Genomic DNA, 16,393 nt, shown 5'->3' on the forward strand with positions numbered 1-16,393 from the left:
TTACTCCCCGTCGCCATCGCCCAGCCATGCCGGTTTGGCATCGGTCGGCGCTTCGCGCGGCAGGGCAAACTGCTCGCGCAGCAGCTCGCAGTCGCGGATGATTTGGTTCAGGCTGCCCACCATTGCCGGTGCATGGTCGAAACCGTGCGCTTCGCCGTGCGCGCTCATCTGCTCGAACATCTCTTTCAGGCGGCTCACCTGCGAGCGGATGCCCACTTCCAAGCTGCCCAGCTGCATGGACAGCTCGCTGCCGACATCGGCAGGCGCGGGCTCTTTCAGGCTGCCTTGTTTTTTGGTCAGCTTCTCAGCCAATTCGTCGATTTTTCGGCTCTTGTCGGCGATCAGTTTGTCTTTGGCTTCTGCAGTGTCCCGGCTCTCGCGCAGGGCAAGCCGCAACTCTTTCACGGTCATGCGGTCGACATCGTCCAGCGTCATGCCGTTCACCTCTTCGCCGTCCGCCAAGCCGGTTAGGGTTACGTCTTCTTCCACCAAGAGTTCCAGCAGTTTGGATTTGCCCAAACCCAGCAGCTTGGGAGCGGCTTTCTGCATCTGCGGTGTAGCAAACCGCTGGGTGGCAGCCATCAGCCGCGCGGCTTCGCGGTAATGGATGCCGAGTTCCTGTTCGGCCAGCGCACGGAAGCGGCCGTGTTCGGTATGCTCTTTCAGCACAATCAGCGCGCGCCCCAGCTCGAACATTCCTTCCATCGTTTTATAAGCAGCCTGTCTGGCACGTTCGACCCAAGTCGCTTCGTTATAGGTTTCACCGTTTCCCCACTGCTCCATCACCATCACGCTGTGCATGGCAGCGTGGTTGCTATTGGCAACTACTTCGCGCTCGATAATTTCTTGGCTCATGTTTCTTTCACTCCAAAAGTGACGACGTCGTCACATTTCAATTTCTAAAAACTGCCGCTGTCCACACGGCTGCCGATTTCCTGCACCTTGCTTTGCAGCCGCTCCTGCTGTTTGCGGAACCGCTCGGCGATTTGCAGCGTTTTGATGCTGTAGGCGAAATTGCCGTTGTCTAGCTTTACCGCCAGCCCCTCCGCAATCAGATCGTCCAAATCACGGCTCACCTGCGTGGCCGTCAGCCCCAGCCCGTCGGCGATGTCCTTATTGGACAAACCGATCAGCGGGTGCGCTTCCAGTGCTTTGAATACCCGCAGTACCCTTTGTCCTTTACCGCTCATGATGCCACCTGCTCTTTCAGGCCGAGCGCAACGGCAATTTCATGCGCCTTGCCTCGATTTGCCTTAACACCACCGTTCAAAATCCGCGACACATAGTGATAGTCGTAGCCGCGCTCTTCACTCCATGCCTTGATGGTTTCCCCGCGGTCCTTGAACCGCTTTTTCACTTTTTCGGCGTTCACTTATATCTCCCAATAATCCGTGATAGAATCCAAAAATGCTTACAACATTGTTGTAAAGTTGTTGCTATTCTATCCAAATAAATTTGGACTAGCAAGAGTTTTGTTTAAATTTTTTTGGAATTTTCTATGTTTGGTGAGCGATTAAAAAAAGAACGCCTTAAAAATCAAATGAGTCAGGAAGATTTGGCTGAAAAATTAGGCGTAAAGAAAAACACGATTTGGAATTGGGAGAACGAAAAATCCTATCCGAATGCACTTCAAATCATGGATTTTTTGGATTTTGGTTTGAATGTCCAATTTATTTTGACTGGAAAGTATCCCGATGACATTCAGGCTGCCAACGATGAATTTGAGATGGTGCCTTTTTACGATGTCAAAGTATCTGCTGGCTTCGGCAGAACCGGACAGGGCGTATACGAACCGGACTCTTATCTGGCTTTCCGCAAAGACTGGCTGCACGCCCGCGGTTTGAAACCAAAGGATTTGTGCTGCGTTCAGGCGCACGGGGACAGTATGGATCCAACCATCGGCAGTGGAGACACACTCTTGATAGATATGTCGCAAAACGTACCACGGGACGGGCATATCTACGTTCTCCGCAGTGCAGACACCTTGTGGGTAAAACGCATCCAGAGGCAGATTGGCAACAGCCTGCTGTTGATTAGCGACAACGATACCTACCCGCCGATGATACTGACAGAAGAAAACCACCATGATGTCGAAATCATCGGCCAGGTGGTCAATGTTTCCAAAGACATTTCTTGATTCAAGGAATACAAATGAAAAAGACTTTATTCGCGGCGGCCTGCATCATGGCCTGCACCGCCGCTCCCGCCTCTGCTAAAACCTGCAAAGATTTCCCCACCCAGCAGGCCGCGCAGAAATACTACGAAGCACGCAAGGCGGCGGGTGAAACCGGCTGGAAAAGCCTCGACCGAGACGGCGACGGCCGCGCCTGCGACTGCAACCCCGGCGGCAGCGGTAAAAACTGCCCCAAATCGAAACGCTAGGATAGCCGATGAACAAAGCCTTATTCCTCACCTGCCTGCTGCTGGCGGCCTGCGGCGGGCAGCAGAACCACTCTGAAACACCGGCAAGCCCTGCGCCTGCAGAAGCGTCCGCCGCAGCATCCGCGCCTGCGGAGCCGAAAGCAACCCTGCTGCTGGGTTATGCCGCCTACCGCAGCGCAGCCAACGCCGCCTTAAAGGCAAACAAGCTGGGTTTGTCGCTGCCGGAAAACATCGAACCTGCCGCCGTACCGGATGAGCCGAGCATATGGAAAGTGGCGCACCATTATCCTGAAGGCTTGGATGTGATTGCCCAAACTGATGCCGCCGGGAACATGCTCAATCTGCGTGTCATCTGGCACAGCGATACCGAACCGAAGAAAGCCAAACAGTTGTCGGCCGCTGCCGCCGTTTTGATGGCGGCAACCGCACCCGAAGACCGGACGCTGGCAAAAGACACCGCCTACCAAATAGAACGGGCGGTATCCGATCACAATCAAGGCCGCGAGCCAACAGCGGTTTTCTCGCGCGGCGGCGTCACTTACAAGGTAACCGTCACCAACCTGCCCAGCGTGGTACTGACTGCCCAACCCGAATAGGAGTGCCTTATGAAAACCACCTATATCGTCCAGCCCTTTGTTTTGCAGAAAATCAAAGGCCAGATCGTGTTAAAGCCCGAAAAGCCGATGCAGTTCAATTACGAAGACGACGCCCTGCGCCGCGCCGAACGGATGGCGGAAAAGTTTGACGGGGTGGTGGCCGTGTCGCAGGAATATGACGAAGACAGCGGCGAAATGGGCAAAACCGTGCTGCTGCGGCAGATAGGCCAAGTGCCGGAGGATATTGCCGACAGCTTTTCCTGACTAAGGTCAAGGCAGCCTGAAAACCGTTTCAGGCTGCCTTTTTGCTGCGCGCGCCGGTTTTTAAAGCCGTTTAAAAGCCCGAAACCACTCCCGTATCTAAGATGCCGCCATCTGATACGGGAGTTTTTTATGCACATCACACTCACAGCTGGACACAGCAACACCGACCCGGGCGCCGTCAACGGCTCCGACCGCGAGGCGGATATTGCGCAGGACATGCGCAATATCGTCGCCGCCATCCTGAAAAGCGACTACGGCCTATCCGTTAAAACCGACGGCGAGGGCAAGGGCAACCTGCCTTTACGCGAGGCGGTCAAACTGATTGCCGGCAGCACTTTGGCCGTCGAGTTTCACACCAATGCCGCTGTGTCAAAACAGGCCACCGGCATCGAAGCACTGGCCTTACCCAAACACAAAGCAGCCTGCCAGCGTTTGTGCAAGGCAGTGGCCGATGTGAGCGGCTGGAAACTGCGCGGCGATGGCGGCTACAAGCCGGACAACGCCGGCCAGCACAGCCGTCTGGCCTACGCACAGCACGGCGGCATCATCTTCGAGCCGTTTTTTATTTCCAACGATGCCGACCTTGCGACTTGGAAACAGTGCAAATGGCCGATTTGCCGCGCCATTGCGGCGGCCATTGCGGCAGAGGCGGGCAAGTGATGAAGCTGCTCAAACCGTTTGCCGGTCTGTTCACCAATCCCGCTACCGGCGCGCTGTCGCACAGCAAACTGTGGGCGAACATCGCCGCCGCGCTGATGACCTACAAATTCGCCACCGCCGGCGAATCCGCCGAATGGATGTGGTGGTGCTACGGCGCGATGGTCGGCGGCTACGCCCTGATTAAGCGCGGCATTGCCGCCGTCCCGCAAATCGAGCAAATCCGCACGGAGGCTAAAAATGATGCTGCCGATACCGAGTAAAGCGCTGCTGGCGGGCAGCCTGAAAACCGCGCTGCCGCTGCTGCTGGCTGCCGCGCTGGCCGCTTACAGCTACCGCGCCGGTTATTTGAAACGCGATGCCGCCGCCAAGCTGGAATCCGCCCAAACACAGCAGGCGCATGATGCCGCCCGCCTGAAAGCCGAGCAGGAATATTCCGCCAAGCTGGCCGCCGCCGCTGCCGAAAAGCAGCGCTGGTTTGACTATGCCCAAGCGCAGTCCGCCCGTCTTGCCGCAACCGAACGCAGCTTGGAGCAAAAACAACACGCCATCCGGCAGGAGATACCCCATGCGATACGCAAAGACAATGCAGACGGCCGCTGCTTTGGCGGCCTTGGTGCTGACAGCCTGCGCCTCTACCGCCAAGCCTTCGGCTACAGCGCCGATTAAAACGGTAGCCGTACCCGAAATGCCGTCCGCCCCCTTTGGGCTGCTGGTCGAACACGAGCGCCCCGCGCGCCCGGCCGGCGGCTCACCCGAACAGCTGCTAAACCACGCCGTGCAATACGGCGGCTACTGCCAAAAGCTCGAAGCCCAAGTATCGGGCTGGCAGGCGTGGTACCGGCGGGGGGTGAAAACCGAATGAGCGACATCATCGACCGCGCATCCGAGCGCGAAGCGGAGCTGCTGGCCGAAGCGCTGGCCAAACACCAAAGGCCGTCTGAAAACCGGGGCAGCCTGAGCCATTGCGAAGACTGCGGCGAACCGATACCCGAAGCGCGGCGCAAAGCCGTTTCAGGCTGCACGCGCTGCATTGTCTGTCAGGAATATTTCGAGCACGGATGGCCGTAAACATGGACAACAAAACCTTTATCAGCATTGAGTTTTGGCAGCTCGTCAGCTTTCTGCTCTCCTTTCTCGGCATCTGTTTCGCCTTCGGCAAAATGCTGCTCGGCCAGTTCCAAGCCCAGCAGGAAGAGCGGCACAAGCAGCAGGCGCGGCTGCACGAAAAAGTGGAGCAGCTGGAAAACCAGTTTGCCGAGCAAAAAGCGCTGCTGCCGGAAAAATATGTGCTGCGCGACGACTACATCCGCAACCAGGCCATACTCGAAGCCAAGATGGACAGCATCCAAAAAACCCTTACCGACCTCTACAAAATGGAAAGCCAGAAAAAATGAACGAAAAAGCCCGCCGCGAAGGCATGCGCTGGCACTTGGTCAACACCCTGCACAAAGCCCGCCCCTACACCACCAGCGAAGTGTTTCTGCTCGACGTGATGCGCGGCATCTACCCCGACGCCACCGCGCTCGAATTGCGCCAGCAGCTCGACTATCTGGCCGACCGCAAAATGGTGGAGCTGAACAAGCAGCCCTCGGGCATGTGGTTTGCCGATCTGACCAGTCTGGGCGTGGATATTGCCGAATACACCGTCGAGTGCTATCCGGGCATTGCCCGCCCCGAAAAATACTGGGAGGGATGAGATGGCCAAACGCAGCGCAATCGATACCCTGCCCGAAGACATCCGCCACGCGCTCGAGCGCAGGCTGTCGGAGAACGGCTTTGCCAATTACACCGAGCTGACCGATTGGCTGAACGCGCAGGGTTACGAAGTCAGCCGTTCCGCCGTCCACCGCTACGGCCAGAAGGTCGAGCGGCGTTTTGCGTCCATCAAGGCCAGTACCGAAGCCGCGCGCCTGATTGCCGAAGGCGCGGCCGACGAAGGCGATACCCGCAGCGAAGCCCTGATGGCAATGGTGCAGACCGAGCTGTTCGATTCTTTGGTGCAGATCGGCGAAATCAACGACGACGAGCTGTCGCCGGTTGCCCGTTTCGATTTGATGAGCGAAGGCGCAAAGCGCATCGCCGGACTGGTATCGGCCAGCACCCGCCTGAAAGAATATCAGGCGAAAGTGAAAGCCAAAGTGGCCGCCGTGGCCGAAGACGCGGCCAAGCAGGCGAAAAAAGGCGGCCTCTCCGATGAAGCCGCCGAAGCCATCCGCAAACAGATTTTAGGGATCGCATCATGATGCCGTCTGAAATCAGGCAGCCTGAAAAAACCGAAGACCGCACGCCTGCGGCCTTGTTGCCCTACCAGCAGCGCTGGTGCGCCGACCAATCGCCCGTGAAGCTGTGCGAAAAGTCGCGCCGTATCGGCCTGAGCTGGGGCGAAGCCGCCGACACCGCCTTACTGGCCGCATCCGAAAAAGGCATGGATGCCTGGTATATCGGCTACAACAAAGACATGGCGCTCGAATTTATCCGCGACTGCGCCAACTGGGCAAAGTTTTACAACCTGGCCGCCGGCGAAATCGAAGAAACCGAGGAAGTGTTTGTCGAGGGCGACGACAAAAAATCCGTATTGGCCTTTGTTATCCGCTTCGCTTCCGGCTGGCGCGTTACCGCCTTGTCCAGCCGCCCCAGCAACCTGCGCGGCAAACAAGGCCGCGTAATCATCGACGAAGCCGCCTTCCACGAGCAGCTCTCCGAGTTGCTCAAAGCCGCAATGGCCTTGCTGATGTGGGGCGGGCAGGTACACATCATTTCCACCCACGACGGCGTGGACAACCCGTTCAATGAGCTGATTACCGACATCCGCGCCGGCAAGAAACCCTATTCCATCCACCGCATTACCTTTGACGAAGCCGTTTCAGACGGCCTTTACCGCCGCATCTGCCTGCGTTTGGGGCGCGAATGGACGAGTGAGGGCGAAGCGGCATGGTGCAAAGAAATCCGCGATTTCTACGGCGAAGACGCCAGCGAAGAGCTGGATTGCATCCCGAAAAACGGCGGCGGCAAATGGCTCAACCGCGCCTTAATCGAAAGCCGCATGAGTCCCTACACGCCCGTTGTCCGCTACGACCAAACCGACGATTTCGGCCTTATGCCCGAGCCGCGCCGCGCCGCCGAAGTGGCTGACTGGATAGCCGACACCCTGCAACCGCTGCTTGATGGCTTGGACGCAACGCGCGTGAGCTTTGTCGGCGAAGACTTCGCCCGATCGGGCGACCGCACCGTCATCGTGCCGCTGTTGCAGCAGCGCGATTTGGCCTTAAAGCCACCGTTTGTGTTGGAGCTGGGCAATATGCCCTTTGCCCAGCAGGAGCAGATTATCAAACACCTGCTGCACGGCCTGCCCAATCTGCGCGGCGCGGCGCTGGATGCGCGCGGCAACGGCCAATCGCTGGCCGAAGCCGTGCGCGACGAATTTGGCGCGGAGCTGGTCGATGCCGTGATGCTGTCGGAAAACTGGTACCGCACCCACACCGCGCCATTCAAAGCCGCGCTGGAAGACGGTACGCTCACCGGCCTGCCGCGCGACGAAGACATCCTGAACGATTTGCGCGCCTTCGAACTGGTGCGCGGCGTGCCGCGCATTCCCGACACGCGCAGCAAAGGCCAAGACGGCCGCAAACGCCACGGCGATGCCGCCATTGCTTTTGTGTTGGCGCATTACGCCAGCCGCGAGCTCAACACCGGCCCCGTGCGCGTATCCGGCCGCAACATCCGAAGGCGCAGCCGCTTTACCGGCGGCTATTAAACCCAACCCAAGGCCGTCCCGATGACGGGAGGCTGCGCACTCTGAAAGAATCCCGCCATGTCCAAACCGCATTTCAAACTTAAAACCACCGCCGGCAGCGTTACCCTGCAGCCTGAAAACCTGACCGCCCATCTGGCCGTTGCCCGCCGCTTTATGGGGGCGGCCGGTTTCGGCGGCTGGCTGGCCAACCCCGACCCCGTACTCAAAAAGCTCGGCAGAAACATCGCCGTCTACCGCGAGCTGCTGGCCGACCCCGTGGTCGCAGGCCATGTGCGCCGCCGCAAAGCCGCCGTGGCCGGCATGGACTGGCGGCTCGATGATGACGGCGTGCCGCCCAAAGTGGCCGACACCGTATCCGCGCTGCTCGATGGTTTGGACTTGTACAAACTCATCGGCCAGATACTCGATGCCGCGCTGTTCGGTTATCAACCTTTGGAAGTGGTGTGGCAGCAGGGCAGCGTATGGCTGCCGCGCGAGATTACCGCCAAGCCGCAGGAGTGGTTTCATTTTGACGACGAAGGATGGCTGTATATTTCAGACAGCTTTTCAGGCAGCCTGAAAAACGAACCCGTACCCGATTTCAAATTTCTCTGCCCCACCCACAACGCCACTTACCAAAATCCCTACGGCACGGGCGACTTGGCCAGCGTGTACTGGCCGACTGTCTTCAAGCGCGGCGGCCTGAAATTCTGGGCGGAGTTTGCCGAGAAGTTCGGCGCGCCGTGGATTATCGGCAAAGAGCCGCGCAGCAACACGCCCGCCGACACCGAAAAGCTGCTCGATGCCTTGGAGCAGCTCATCGGCAACGCCGTGGCTTCGATTCCGAATGACAGCAGCGTCGAAATCAAAGAAGCCGCAGGCAAGCAGGGCAGCGCGGATGTGTACGAGCGCTTTATCCGCTACTGCCGATCGGAAATCGCCATCGCCCTGCTCGGGCAGGACATGTCCACCGAAAAAGACACCAACCACGCCAGCGCCGCCGCAGGCTTGGAAGTCACCCGCGACATCCGCGACAACGACTGCCGCATCGTCGAAGGCTGCATCAATGAGTTAATCGACTGGGTATGCGCATTCAACTTCGGCGACGCCCAGCGCCCGCGTTTCGTGTTGTACGAGACCGCCGAAGGCGGCAAAGAGCAGGCCGAGCGCGACCAAATCCTTACCGGCTGCGGCGTAAAATTCAGCGAAGCCTATTGGAAGCGGGTGTACAACCTGAGCGACGAAGACATCGCCGGAATTGCTGTTGAAGACGGTCACAACCCGCAGGGCAGCCTGAAAACCGCTGCCGACTTTGCCGAATCCGCGCTGCCGCCCGATGCAGGCACGGTGATCGACAGTCTCGCGCCCGATGCAGGCAGCCTGAATACACAGGGGCGCGAGCTGACTGCCGCATTTGTGGACAACCTGCAGCAGGGCATGCCGCCGGAACAGCTGCTGGACAGCTTGACCGCTGCTTATCCCAACTTGGATGACACGGCTCTGCAAAACGAGCTGGCACGGCTAATCTTTCTATCCGAACTGGTCGGCCGCATCGAAGCGCGGCAGGAGCTGGCCGTATGAATGACGCAGACATCAAAGCCGTGTTCGGCATGCAGCCTGAAACTGCCGTCATCTATTTAAAGCAGAAAGGCGTCGCCGTATCGTGGGATTGGCAGGATATGCTGGATGATGCCCACACCGCCGCGTTTACCGTTGCCAAAACCGCCGGTATGGACGTGGCCAACGACATCTATACCGCCGTCGTCAAAGCAGCCGAACGCGGACAAACTTTCGATCAGTTCCGTCGGGAGCTGACCCCCGTATTGCAGGCCAAAGGCTGGTGGGGCAGGCAGGAAGTACCCAATCCCGACACCGGTGACATCCAGTCCGTGCAGCTGGGCAGTCCGCACCGCCTGAAAACCATCTACCTGACCAATATGCAGTCTGCCTATATGGCCGGACGCTATGTCGAAATGAAGGCCGCTACCGCCACCCATCCTTATTGGGAATATGTGGCAGTGAACGACGAGCGCACCCGCGAAAGCCACCGCCTGATGCACGGACGTGTCTATGACGCCGACGATCCGATATGGGATACCCTGTATCCGCCGCTCGACTACCGCTGCCGCTGCCGTGTGCGCCCGCTGTCGCGCAGTCGGGGCGAAGGGCGGGTACTGCCGTCTCCCGAACTCGAAACCCAAACCGTGGACATCGGCGAAAACCGTTACACCGGCGAAGAGCGCTACGCCCAACGCACCGGCATCCGCATAAACGGAAAATTCGTCGCCCCAAACGCCGGATTCAACAGCAACCCGGGCAAAAGCCTACTGGAACGCACCGCACGGCTTGCTGTGGACAAAGCACAGGCCGTCCATCCCGAGATTGCACGGGTTGCACTGAAAAAGATGATGGAAAACGACAGATTCAGCCGGGTGCTCGACGCAGCGGCGCTGGCGTGGATAAAGAAACTGCTGGAAGGATAGAAGATGCTGAATATCAACTTGGATATTTCGCAGGTAGAAGCCGGATTGGGACGGCTGCTGGCCAACGCCCGCGACACCCGCCCGATGATGCGCGGCATCGCCGCCGAATTGCTCAGCCTGACCGAAGACAATTTTGAAAACGAAAGCTGGGGCAACGAAAAATGGCCGCAAAGCCGCCGTGCGGCAGAGAACGGCGGCAAGACCCTGCAAAAGAGCGGCCAACTGGCGGCAAGTATCGAAAGTAAAGCAGGCAACGGCTACGCCCGCATCGGCAGCAACAAAGTATATGCCGCCATCCATCATTTGGGTGGCAAGGCGGGGCGCAACAAAAAAGTACACATCCCTGCCCGTCCCTACTTACCGATGAACAGTGACGGCAAACTCCAACACCGAGCCGAAGAGAACATCCTGCAAGTTGCCCTAGACGCTCTGACGCGCGGGCTGTAAAACACAAAAGCGGGCAAAATCCGCCCGCTTACTTTTGTTTCACTGTGTGCAACACCATTTCATTGCCGCCATCCCGCCAAATCCTTTCTCATCCCGCCTTATCCCATTTATTGCAGAATGGGGCGGGGATTTATCTCAAGGGGTTTCACCCTGCAACACTACGCCTTCTGTCCGCGCCAATGTGCGCTGATTCACAACGAGCAGGCGTGGGCGGAGAATTTTCTCACTGCGCAGGGCAGGGTGTTGCATGAGCGCGTCGATTCTGGCGAGCCGGAAACCCGAAAGGGCGTGCGTTTTGAGCGCAGCGTGCATGTGGCGGCGGAGCGGCTGGGCATTCACGGCGTATTGGATATGGTCGAGCGCGATTTGCGTTCGGGCAGCCTGAAACCTGTTGAATACAAGCGCGGCCGCCCCAAGCCGGATGTTTGCGACGAAATCCAGCTTTGCGCGCAGGCTTTATGCCTGGAAGAAATGAGCGGGCAGACGGTCGCCGAAGGCGCGCTGTGGTACGGGCAAACCCGCCACCGCGTGCCGGTGGTGTTTTCAGACGGCCTGCGCGAACAAACCCTGCAAACCGTCGCCGCCGTGCGTGAACTGCTCGCCGGCGGTAAAACGCCGCCGCCCGAATACGGCAAACGCTGCAAGGCGTGTTCGCTGGCAGAAATCTGCCAGCCCAAGCTGCTGTCCCGCGACCGTTCCCGCCGCTACGCTGCCGCCCTGTTCGACACCGCAGACGACGAAGCGGCAGACGATGCGGATTCGGAAACAGCCTGAAAGCTGTTCCAAATATTTTCAGGCTGCCGCATAGTTCAACTATTCAGACGGCCTTAACTTTCAGGCTGCCCTAATAGAACCAGAGAAAGGCAGCCTGAAAGCCTGATACGGCGCAAGTTCGCTCTCAGGCTGCCGCACAAGCCAAACCGTTCAGACGGCCTGAACTGTGCAGCGGAAAAACGGCGCCACACCGAAAAGCAGCCTGAAAAGAAGGCAAAAGGCCGTCTGAAAACCCGATACGGCGCAAACGTGCTTGCAGGCTGCCCATCCGTTTCCGCCCTGCAAAAACCGTCCCCATCCCCTTTCCTTTCAGACGGCCTGCCGCCGTCAAGCGAGCATCCGCCATGCGCAAGCTGCAAAACACGCTTTACATCACCGGCCAGGGCAGCTATCTGCACAAAGAGCGTGAAACGCTGGTGGTCGAGCGCGAGCGCAAAAAAGTCGCGCAACTGCCGGTGCACGCCATCGGCCATATTTTCTGCTTCGGCAACGTGCTGGTGTCGCCGTTTCTGATGGGCTTTTGCGGCGAAAACGGCGTCAATCTCGCCTTTTTCACCGAAAACGGCCGCTATCTTGGGCGTTTGCAGGGGCGGCAGAGCGGCAACATCCTGCTGCGGCGCGAGCAGTACCGCCAATCCGAGCGTAATCCCGTTCCCGTTGCCCGCAATATTGTTGCCGCCAAAATCCAGGCTTCCAAGCGCGTGCTGCAACGCCGTTTGCGCAACCACGGCGGCAGCGAAGATATTCAGGATGCCGTTGCCGCGCTCAACAGCAGCCTGCGTCAGCTTAAACGCGCCGACTCGCTCGATTGGGTGCGCGGCATCGAAGGCGACGCCGCCGCGCGTTATTTTGCCGTGTTTGGCAGCCTGATCCGCGAGGGCAGCGGCTTTGCTTTCAACGGTCGCAACCGCCGCCCGCCGCGCGATGCCGTCAACGCCCTGCTGTCGCTGCTGTACAGCGTTATCGGCAAAGAAATCAGCGGTGCACTGCAAGGCGTCGGGCTTGATCCGCAGGCGGGCTTTCTCCACGCCGACCGCCCCGGCCGCGACAGCCTCGCCCAAGACATACTGGAAGAATTCCGCGCCTGGTGGGCAGACCGTCTTGCTCTCAGCCTGATTAACCGCGGCCAGCTCAAAACAGACGACTTCGTGTGCGAAAGCAGCGGTGCCGTCAGCCTGAAAGACGACGCGCGCAAACGGCTGTTTCACAGTCTGCAAAGCAAAAAACAGGAAAAAATCGTCCACCCGTTTTTGCAGGAAGAAGTGGAAATCGGCCTGCTGCCGCACATCCAAGCCATGCTGCTCGCCCGCCACCTGCGCGGCGATCTGGCCGAATATCCGCCGTTTTTAATGCGCTGAACCCGTTTTCAGACGGCCTTCAGGCAGCCTGAAAGAACCGCCATGCTGATGCTGATTACCTACGACATTTCCCTGCAAGACCCCGCCGGCGCCGCGCGGCTCAACCGCATCGCCAAACACTGCCTGGACTACGGCACGCGCGTGCAGTATTCCGTGTTCGAATGCGACATCGCGCCCGACCAATGGGTGAAACTGAAAGCCAAGCTGCTGGACACCTACAACCCCGAAACCGACAGCCTGCGTTTCTACCATCTCGGCAGCCGCTGGCGGCGCAAAGTCGAACACCACGGCGCCAAACCGGCGCTTGACGTGTTTCAGGACACGCTGGTGGTGTGAATCGCCAACCTGCGGTTCGCACCGAAACGCGGGCAGGTTGGCGATAAGGGACAGTTCTTTAACAATCAGGAAATTATCGGGCGGGTGCGCATAAAGGCTGTGCTATACTCGCCCCCACTGCACTTTTGCGGCGACGTTGGCGAATAACAGGCCTCAAAGCCTGAATTGGCGGGCGTTCCGCAAAAGGCAGCAGCCGCCTTCGGGCGGCTGAGTGTTGAAACCCATGTCCTGCCGTTGAAGACGGGGTGATGTATCGCAGCCGCCTTCGGGCGGCTGAGTGTTGAAACAACGACGACACCGCAGAGCAGGCAGGCTGGAAAGAGCAGCCGCCTTCGGGCGGCTGAGTGTTGAAACAAACAACTGTACCGCGTCCTTGCCGCCTCGGTTGGCAGCCGCCTTCGGGCGGCTGAGTGTTGAAACTGCGGGTTTGCCGCGCCACGGGATTTGCGTGTGGCAGCCGCCTTCGGGCGGCTGAGTGTTGAAACGACGACGACGTACGCTTTAATAAGCTAAAACAAGCCGCAGCCGCCTTCGGGCGGCTGAGTGTTGAAACAAATATATAAGGCAGCTTGTGTTAATGTTTAACGCAGCCGCCTTCGGGCGGCTGAGTGTTGAAACTTTACAATTACATGTATATTTTTTAGCTCGATTTTGCAGCCGCCTTCGGGCGGCTGAGTGTTGAAACGCCGACTATTTCGTTGTTAATTAAAAATGGCAGCGGCAGCCGCCTTCGGGCGGCTGAGTGTTGAAACTTTGGCAAAGGGTCGGTCAAAGGTGGCTGTTACGCAGCCGCCTTCGGGCGGCTGAGTGTTGAAACGGCGCGCCGGATTGGGAAGAAATCGAGGTGCGCGAGCAGCCGCCTTCGGGCGGCTGAGTGTTGAAACACAGCCCGCCTCAAAGCCAACGGCAAACGCCCGAAGCAGCCGCCTTCGGGCGGCTGAGTGTTGAAACCGCGTAGCCCTAAGGGGCGTGGCGAACGAGATGGGCAGCCGCCTTCGGGCGGCTGAGTGTTGAAACGACTATTTTTTTTACGGAATGAATGCTTTGTTTAGCAGCCGCCTTCGGGCGGCTGAGTGTTGAAACGACAAAGCACATTAAAACCAAGCGCAAGTTGGGGCAGCCGCCTTCGGGCGGCTGAGTGTTGAAACGCCGCGTTCTCTTCCGCCACCTCCGAAAGCGTGGCAGCCGCCTTCGGGCGGCTGAGTGTTGAAACGCCGCAATCCCGTTGCCCCTGTTCTGCACCGTCGGCAGCCGCCTTCGGGCGGCTGAGTGTTGAAACGCAGGAAGAGGTGTTGAAATTTACCGAAGCCACGAAGCAGTCGCCTTCGGGCGGCTGAGTGTTGAAACATTTGGACGCAGCGCACAATCGGAATCGGACGGCAGCCGCCTTCGGGCGGCTGAGTGTTGAAACAGGCCATGGTTGTCATGGCCAAACAGTTCCCGCGGCAGCCGCCTTCGGGCGGCTGAGTGTTGAAACGGCCACTCAAGGCAAAAGGCCGAAGCCGCCGCCCGCAGCCGCCTTCGGGCGGCTGTGTGTTGAAACCTGCGCTGCTACCTGTCCTGCTGCACCGTCGCAGCAGCCGCCTTCGGGCGGCTGTGTGTTGAAACCTCTGCATGGGCTTTACCGGCGGGCAGGCAGCCGCCTTCGGGCGGCTGTGTGTTGAAACACCATCGCCCTCAAAACCGTCGTCAACCAGGGCGCAGCCGCCTTCGGGCGGCTGTGTGTTGAAACGCGGCCGTCGATGTTTAGGCGGGCAAAGTCGTCGGGCAGCCGCATTCGGGCGGCTGTGTGTTGAAAAGCAATGCTTTTTGCGGCGGTGGGTGGTGGTTGTGGCAGCTGCCTTCAAGCAGTTGTTATGTTGAAACTTCGCTTATCATGGCGTAATAGTTGCTGTGTGGGTGGGAATTATCTTTGACATCTAGCGCAATAATCCAAAGGCCGTCTGAAAAACATTCAGACGGCCTCCGTTTGCAAACCGTTCACGGCTTGGCGACAATGTTGCTGGCAAACTGCCGGAACTCTTTTTGCAGCTCGGGTGCGGCCGATTTGGCCAGCGGCTGCAGGATTTCTGCGCCACGTCTGCCGCCTGCTGCGATGCGGTATACCGCCCACATGATTTTTTTCTGTAAGGGGTAGCGGTCGGCATACGGCGGGTCGAAAGCAAAGGCTTTGACGAGGTGCGGCAGTGACGATTCGGACGGACATTCGGCCAGCAGCGTCACGATGTCTTCATGCCGTTCGTGCCAGTCTTGCGCCAGCAGTTTTTGGAACGCGGCGAGCGTCTGCGGGTCTTTGCACGACAACACTTCATGCAGGATAACCGCGTATTCCGCACCGCCGCCGTTTTGCGTTTCGGTGACGCGGTGCAGGTATTCGAGCAGGAAACGGCTGCGCTCCTGCGGCGGTACTTCGCGCCCGTTGCCGCCGAAAAGGCAGAACAACAGGTCGTATTTTTGCAGCGTGCCGTTGATATATTGTTCGAGTAACAGATTGGTTTGGGCAAAATCCATTGGTTTCTTCATGTGCTTTATCGGTTTGAGGCCGTCTGAAAACGCAAAAGCGGCTTTCAGACGGCCTTTCCCCTGTCAGGCAATCCCGTCAAAGCCCTCAAAGGTGTTGGGGAAGGGTTCGCGGTTGAAGCAGGCTTGCAATACGCTGCCATGCCGCGTCAGGTTGCGGAACATTTCGGGCAGATCGCTACCCAAGAGATGGAAGCCGCCGACAAAATCGGTGGCGTAAATGTCGAACTCGTCGCGGCCGGCGCCGCTTGCGGTGTCCCAAAACAGGAAGAAACCCGATTCGCTGCGGGCAAACGGTTCTGTCCGTGCCATCAGTTGCACGATGTCGTCGGGGTAGTAGTCCGCATAGTCTGCCAAATCGTCGAGATAGGCGGATTTGACGGCTTCGCGCATCTGCTGCCACGAATCGCAGGCGGCGTCTGCAGGCAGATAGATGAGAAAATTGCCCAATGTCCTGCCCCAGCCGTAGCGTTGTGCAAACAGGCGGTAGGAACGGGGAAACTTGGGCGTGTCGACACTCAACGTTTTGGCGGCTTTTCCGTCCTAAAACGGCATCTGCCGCGTTGAAAATACTCGCCTATGGACACATAGGCTCGCATTTTCGCCTTGCATCTGCCGTTTTATGCCGCAAAATCCGCTTCAAAAGTTGAATGTCAACACGCCCTGCCGCCGGCAAATCTGAATGCGTCGAGAAAATCCGCATCGGCGGCGGCTGCCGACGGGCATAGGATTTCCAAGTCAAATTCCAGTGAAGCTCCGAAATGACTGTCGAATTTTTGGCTGCCTTATTCCGAGGCCGTCTGAAAACGGAAAAACGGCTTTCAGACGGCCTCAAACCGT

Annotated in this window: 24 protein-coding genes and 1 CRISPR repeat array; of the genes, 19 read left to right on the forward strand and 5 right to left on the reverse strand. The window is 58.5% G+C overall.

The window, feature by feature from the left end; all coding sequences use genetic code 11:
• From ACG2K1_RS01060 to ACG2K1_RS01070, 3 genes are read right to left on the reverse strand one after another with little or no spacing between them, the layout of a single operon-like run.
• Positions 1-855, reverse strand: a complete 855-nt coding sequence (locus ACG2K1_RS01060; RefSeq protein ID WP_395428926.1) for a DUF3102 domain-containing protein — start codon at positions 853-855, stop codon at positions 1-3.
• A 44-nt stretch (positions 856-899) separates the two neighbouring features.
• A complete protein-coding gene (locus ACG2K1_RS01065; RefSeq protein WP_395428927.1) occupies positions 900-1,190 on the reverse strand; it encodes a helix-turn-helix domain-containing protein in 291 nt (96 codons plus the stop codon).
• Positions 1,187-1,372, reverse strand: a complete 186-nt coding sequence (locus ACG2K1_RS01070) for a DNA-binding protein (protein ID WP_395428928.1) — start codon at positions 1,370-1,372, stop codon at positions 1,187-1,189. The genes ACG2K1_RS01065 and ACG2K1_RS01070 overlap by 4 nt, the downstream gene beginning before the upstream one ends.
• A 126-nt stretch (positions 1,373-1,498) precedes the next feature.
• On the opposite strand from ACG2K1_RS01070, the gene ACG2K1_RS01075 reads away from it, so the two are divergent.
• The 19 genes from ACG2K1_RS01075 (at position 1,499) to cas2 (ending at position 13,033) form a co-directional block, all read left to right on the forward strand.
• Positions 1,499-2,137, forward strand: a complete 639-nt coding sequence (locus ACG2K1_RS01075; RefSeq protein ID WP_395428929.1) for a S24 family peptidase — start codon at positions 1,499-1,501, stop codon at positions 2,135-2,137.
• A 14-nt stretch (positions 2,138-2,151) separates the two neighbouring features.
• The gene (locus ACG2K1_RS01080; protein ID WP_315361196.1) at positions 2,152-2,382 is read left to right on the forward strand and encodes an excalibur calcium-binding domain-containing protein; all 231 of its coding nucleotides are present in this window, start codon (positions 2,152-2,154) and stop codon (positions 2,380-2,382) included.
• Between the two features lie 8 nt (positions 2,383-2,390).
• Positions 2,391-2,978, forward strand: a complete 588-nt coding sequence (locus tag ACG2K1_RS01085; protein ID WP_395428930.1) for a hypothetical protein — start codon at positions 2,391-2,393, stop codon at positions 2,976-2,978.
• A gap of 9 nt (positions 2,979-2,987) precedes the next feature.
• Complete coding sequence (locus ACG2K1_RS01090) at positions 2,988-3,242, forward strand: hypothetical protein (protein ID WP_395428931.1); 255 nt, start codon at positions 2,988-2,990, stop codon at positions 3,240-3,242.
• A 129-nt stretch (positions 3,243-3,371) separates the two neighbouring features.
• On the forward strand, positions 3,372-3,902 hold the full coding sequence (locus tag ACG2K1_RS01095) for an N-acetylmuramoyl-L-alanine amidase (RefSeq protein ID WP_395428932.1): 531 nt from the start codon (positions 3,372-3,374) through the stop codon (positions 3,900-3,902).
• Entirely contained in the window at positions 3,902-4,162 is a 261-nt protein-coding gene (locus ACG2K1_RS01100; protein WP_395428933.1) for a hypothetical protein, read from the forward strand. Before ACG2K1_RS01095 ends, ACG2K1_RS01100 begins: the two co-directional genes overlap by 1 nt.
• Entirely contained in the window at positions 4,140-4,568 is a 429-nt protein-coding gene (locus ACG2K1_RS01105; protein ID WP_395428934.1) for a hypothetical protein, read from the forward strand. The genes ACG2K1_RS01100 and ACG2K1_RS01105 overlap by 23 nt, the downstream gene beginning before the upstream one ends.
• Positions 4,569-4,587: 19 nt before the next feature.
• Complete coding sequence (locus ACG2K1_RS01110; RefSeq protein WP_395428935.1) at positions 4,588-4,764, forward strand: hypothetical protein; 177 nt, start codon at positions 4,588-4,590, stop codon at positions 4,762-4,764.
• The gene (locus ACG2K1_RS01115) at positions 4,761-4,970 is read left to right on the forward strand and encodes a TraR/DksA family transcriptional regulator (RefSeq protein ID WP_395428936.1); all 210 of its coding nucleotides are present in this window, start codon (positions 4,761-4,763) and stop codon (positions 4,968-4,970) included. The genes ACG2K1_RS01110 and ACG2K1_RS01115 overlap by 4 nt, the downstream gene beginning before the upstream one ends.
• 2 nt (positions 4,971-4,972) lie before the next feature.
• On the forward strand, positions 4,973-5,296 hold the full coding sequence (locus tag ACG2K1_RS01120) for a hypothetical protein (RefSeq protein WP_040659594.1): 324 nt from the start codon (positions 4,973-4,975) through the stop codon (positions 5,294-5,296).
• Entirely contained in the window at positions 5,293-5,598 is a 306-nt protein-coding gene (locus ACG2K1_RS01125) for a hypothetical protein (RefSeq protein WP_049256753.1), read from the forward strand. Before ACG2K1_RS01120 ends, ACG2K1_RS01125 begins: the two co-directional genes overlap by 4 nt.
• 1 nt (position 5,599) lies before the next feature.
• The gene (locus ACG2K1_RS01130) at positions 5,600-6,145 is read left to right on the forward strand and encodes a DUF3486 family protein (RefSeq protein WP_395428937.1); all 546 of its coding nucleotides are present in this window, start codon (positions 5,600-5,602) and stop codon (positions 6,143-6,145) included.
• On the forward strand, positions 6,142-7,656 hold the full coding sequence (locus ACG2K1_RS01135) for a terminase large subunit domain-containing protein (RefSeq protein ID WP_395428938.1): 1,515 nt from the start codon (positions 6,142-6,144) through the stop codon (positions 7,654-7,656). The genes ACG2K1_RS01130 and ACG2K1_RS01135 overlap by 4 nt, the downstream gene beginning before the upstream one ends.
• 57 nt (positions 7,657-7,713) lie before the next feature.
• Positions 7,714-9,216, forward strand: coding sequence for a DUF935 domain-containing protein (locus ACG2K1_RS01140; RefSeq protein WP_395428939.1), 1,503 nt, complete (start codon positions 7,714-7,716; stop codon positions 9,214-9,216).
• Positions 9,213-10,118, forward strand: a complete 906-nt coding sequence (locus tag ACG2K1_RS01145) for a phage minor head protein (RefSeq protein ID WP_395428940.1) — start codon at positions 9,213-9,215, stop codon at positions 10,116-10,118. The genes ACG2K1_RS01140 and ACG2K1_RS01145 overlap by 4 nt, the downstream gene beginning before the upstream one ends.
• A gap of 3 nt (positions 10,119-10,121) precedes the next feature.
• Positions 10,122-10,565, forward strand: a complete 444-nt coding sequence (locus tag ACG2K1_RS01150; protein WP_395428941.1) for a phage virion morphogenesis protein — start codon at positions 10,122-10,124, stop codon at positions 10,563-10,565.
• A 117-nt stretch (positions 10,566-10,682) separates the two neighbouring features.
• Positions 10,683-11,339 carry a CRISPR-associated protein Cas4 gene (cas4, locus tag ACG2K1_RS01155; RefSeq protein WP_395428942.1) on the forward strand — a complete coding sequence of 219 codons (657 nt, stop codon included), beginning with the start codon at positions 10,683-10,685 and terminating at the stop codon, positions 11,337-11,339.
• 344 nt (positions 11,340-11,683) lie between these two features.
• Positions 11,684-12,697, forward strand: coding sequence for a type I-C CRISPR-associated endonuclease Cas1c (gene cas1c, locus ACG2K1_RS01160; protein WP_395428943.1), 1,014 nt, complete (start codon positions 11,684-11,686; stop codon positions 12,695-12,697).
• A 42-nt stretch (positions 12,698-12,739) separates the two neighbouring features.
• Positions 12,740-13,033, forward strand: coding sequence for a CRISPR-associated endonuclease Cas2 (cas2, locus tag ACG2K1_RS01165; protein WP_009427630.1), 294 nt, complete (start codon positions 12,740-12,742; stop codon positions 13,031-13,033).
• A gap of 189 nt (positions 13,034-13,222) precedes the next feature.
• Positions 13,223-14,898: a CRISPR direct-repeat array (repeat unit 32 nt; unit sequence GCAGCCGCCTTCGGGCGGCTGAGTGTTGAAAC).
• Between the two features lie 115 nt (positions 14,899-15,013).
• On the opposite strand, the gene ACG2K1_RS01170 is transcribed toward cas2, so the two are convergent.
• Positions 15,014-15,556, reverse strand: a complete 543-nt coding sequence (locus tag ACG2K1_RS01170; RefSeq protein ID WP_009427636.1) for a hypothetical protein — start codon at positions 15,554-15,556, stop codon at positions 15,014-15,016.
• A gap of 63 nt (positions 15,557-15,619) precedes the next feature.
• Positions 15,620-16,075: a hypothetical protein gene (locus ACG2K1_RS01175; protein WP_009427637.1), complete on the reverse strand. Its 456-nt coding sequence runs from the start codon at positions 16,073-16,075 to the stop codon at positions 15,620-15,622.
• Between the last annotated feature and the right edge of the window lie 318 nt (positions 16,076-16,393).

Origin of the sequence: Neisseria sp. 23W00296 (genome assembly GCF_044772855.1) — a bacterium.
In the GTDB taxonomy this organism is placed as follows: Bacteria; Pseudomonadota; Gammaproteobacteria; order Burkholderiales; family Neisseriaceae; genus Neisseria.

Excerpts from the sequence above, each read along its gene's own strand:
- ACG2K1_RS01060 (WP_395428926.1), bottom strand. The coding sequence starts at position 855 with ATGAGCCAAGAAATTATCGAGCGCGAAGTAGTTGCCAATAGCAACCAC.
- ACG2K1_RS01065 (WP_395428927.1), bottom strand. The coding sequence starts at position 1,190 with ATGAGCGGTAAAGGACAAAGGGTACTGCGGGTATTCAAAGCACTGGAA.
- ACG2K1_RS01075 (WP_395428929.1), top strand. The coding sequence starts at position 1,499 with ATGTTTGGTGAGCGATTAAAAAAAGAACGCCTTAAAAATCAAATGAGT.
- ACG2K1_RS01080 (WP_315361196.1), top strand. The coding sequence starts at position 2,152 with ATGAAAAAGACTTTATTCGCGGCGGCCTGCATCATGGCCTGCACCGCC.
- ACG2K1_RS01085 (WP_395428930.1), top strand. The coding sequence starts at position 2,391 with ATGAACAAAGCCTTATTCCTCACCTGCCTGCTGCTGGCGGCCTGCGGC.
- ACG2K1_RS01090 (WP_395428931.1), top strand. The coding sequence starts at position 2,988 with ATGAAAACCACCTATATCGTCCAGCCCTTTGTTTTGCAGAAAATCAAA.
- ACG2K1_RS01095 (WP_395428932.1), top strand. The coding sequence starts at position 3,372 with ATGCACATCACACTCACAGCTGGACACAGCAACACCGACCCGGGCGCC.
- ACG2K1_RS01100 (WP_395428933.1), top strand. The coding sequence starts at position 3,902 with ATGAAGCTGCTCAAACCGTTTGCCGGTCTGTTCACCAATCCCGCTACC.
- ACG2K1_RS01105 (WP_395428934.1), top strand. The coding sequence starts at position 4,140 with ATGATGCTGCCGATACCGAGTAAAGCGCTGCTGGCGGGCAGCCTGAAA.
- ACG2K1_RS01110 (WP_395428935.1), top strand. The coding sequence starts at position 4,588 with ATGCCGTCCGCCCCCTTTGGGCTGCTGGTCGAACACGAGCGCCCCGCG.
- ACG2K1_RS01115 (WP_395428936.1), top strand. The coding sequence starts at position 4,761 with ATGAGCGACATCATCGACCGCGCATCCGAGCGCGAAGCGGAGCTGCTG.
- ACG2K1_RS01120 (WP_040659594.1), top strand. The coding sequence starts at position 4,973 with ATGGACAACAAAACCTTTATCAGCATTGAGTTTTGGCAGCTCGTCAGC.
- ACG2K1_RS01125 (WP_049256753.1), top strand. The coding sequence starts at position 5,293 with ATGAACGAAAAAGCCCGCCGCGAAGGCATGCGCTGGCACTTGGTCAAC.
- ACG2K1_RS01130 (WP_395428937.1), top strand. The coding sequence starts at position 5,600 with ATGGCCAAACGCAGCGCAATCGATACCCTGCCCGAAGACATCCGCCAC.
- ACG2K1_RS01135 (WP_395428938.1), top strand. The coding sequence starts at position 6,142 with ATGATGCCGTCTGAAATCAGGCAGCCTGAAAAAACCGAAGACCGCACG.
- ACG2K1_RS01140 (WP_395428939.1), top strand. The coding sequence starts at position 7,714 with ATGTCCAAACCGCATTTCAAACTTAAAACCACCGCCGGCAGCGTTACC.
- ACG2K1_RS01145 (WP_395428940.1), top strand. The coding sequence starts at position 9,213 with ATGAATGACGCAGACATCAAAGCCGTGTTCGGCATGCAGCCTGAAACT.
- ACG2K1_RS01150 (WP_395428941.1), top strand. The coding sequence starts at position 10,122 with ATGCTGAATATCAACTTGGATATTTCGCAGGTAGAAGCCGGATTGGGA.
- cas4 (WP_395428942.1), top strand. The coding sequence starts at position 10,683 with ATGGGGCGGGGATTTATCTCAAGGGGTTTCACCCTGCAACACTACGCC.
- cas1c (WP_395428943.1), top strand. The coding sequence starts at position 11,684 with ATGCGCAAGCTGCAAAACACGCTTTACATCACCGGCCAGGGCAGCTAT.
- cas2 (WP_009427630.1), top strand. The coding sequence starts at position 12,740 with ATGCTGATGCTGATTACCTACGACATTTCCCTGCAAGACCCCGCCGGC.
- ACG2K1_RS01170 (WP_009427636.1), bottom strand. The coding sequence starts at position 15,556 with ATGAAGAAACCAATGGATTTTGCCCAAACCAATCTGTTACTCGAACAA.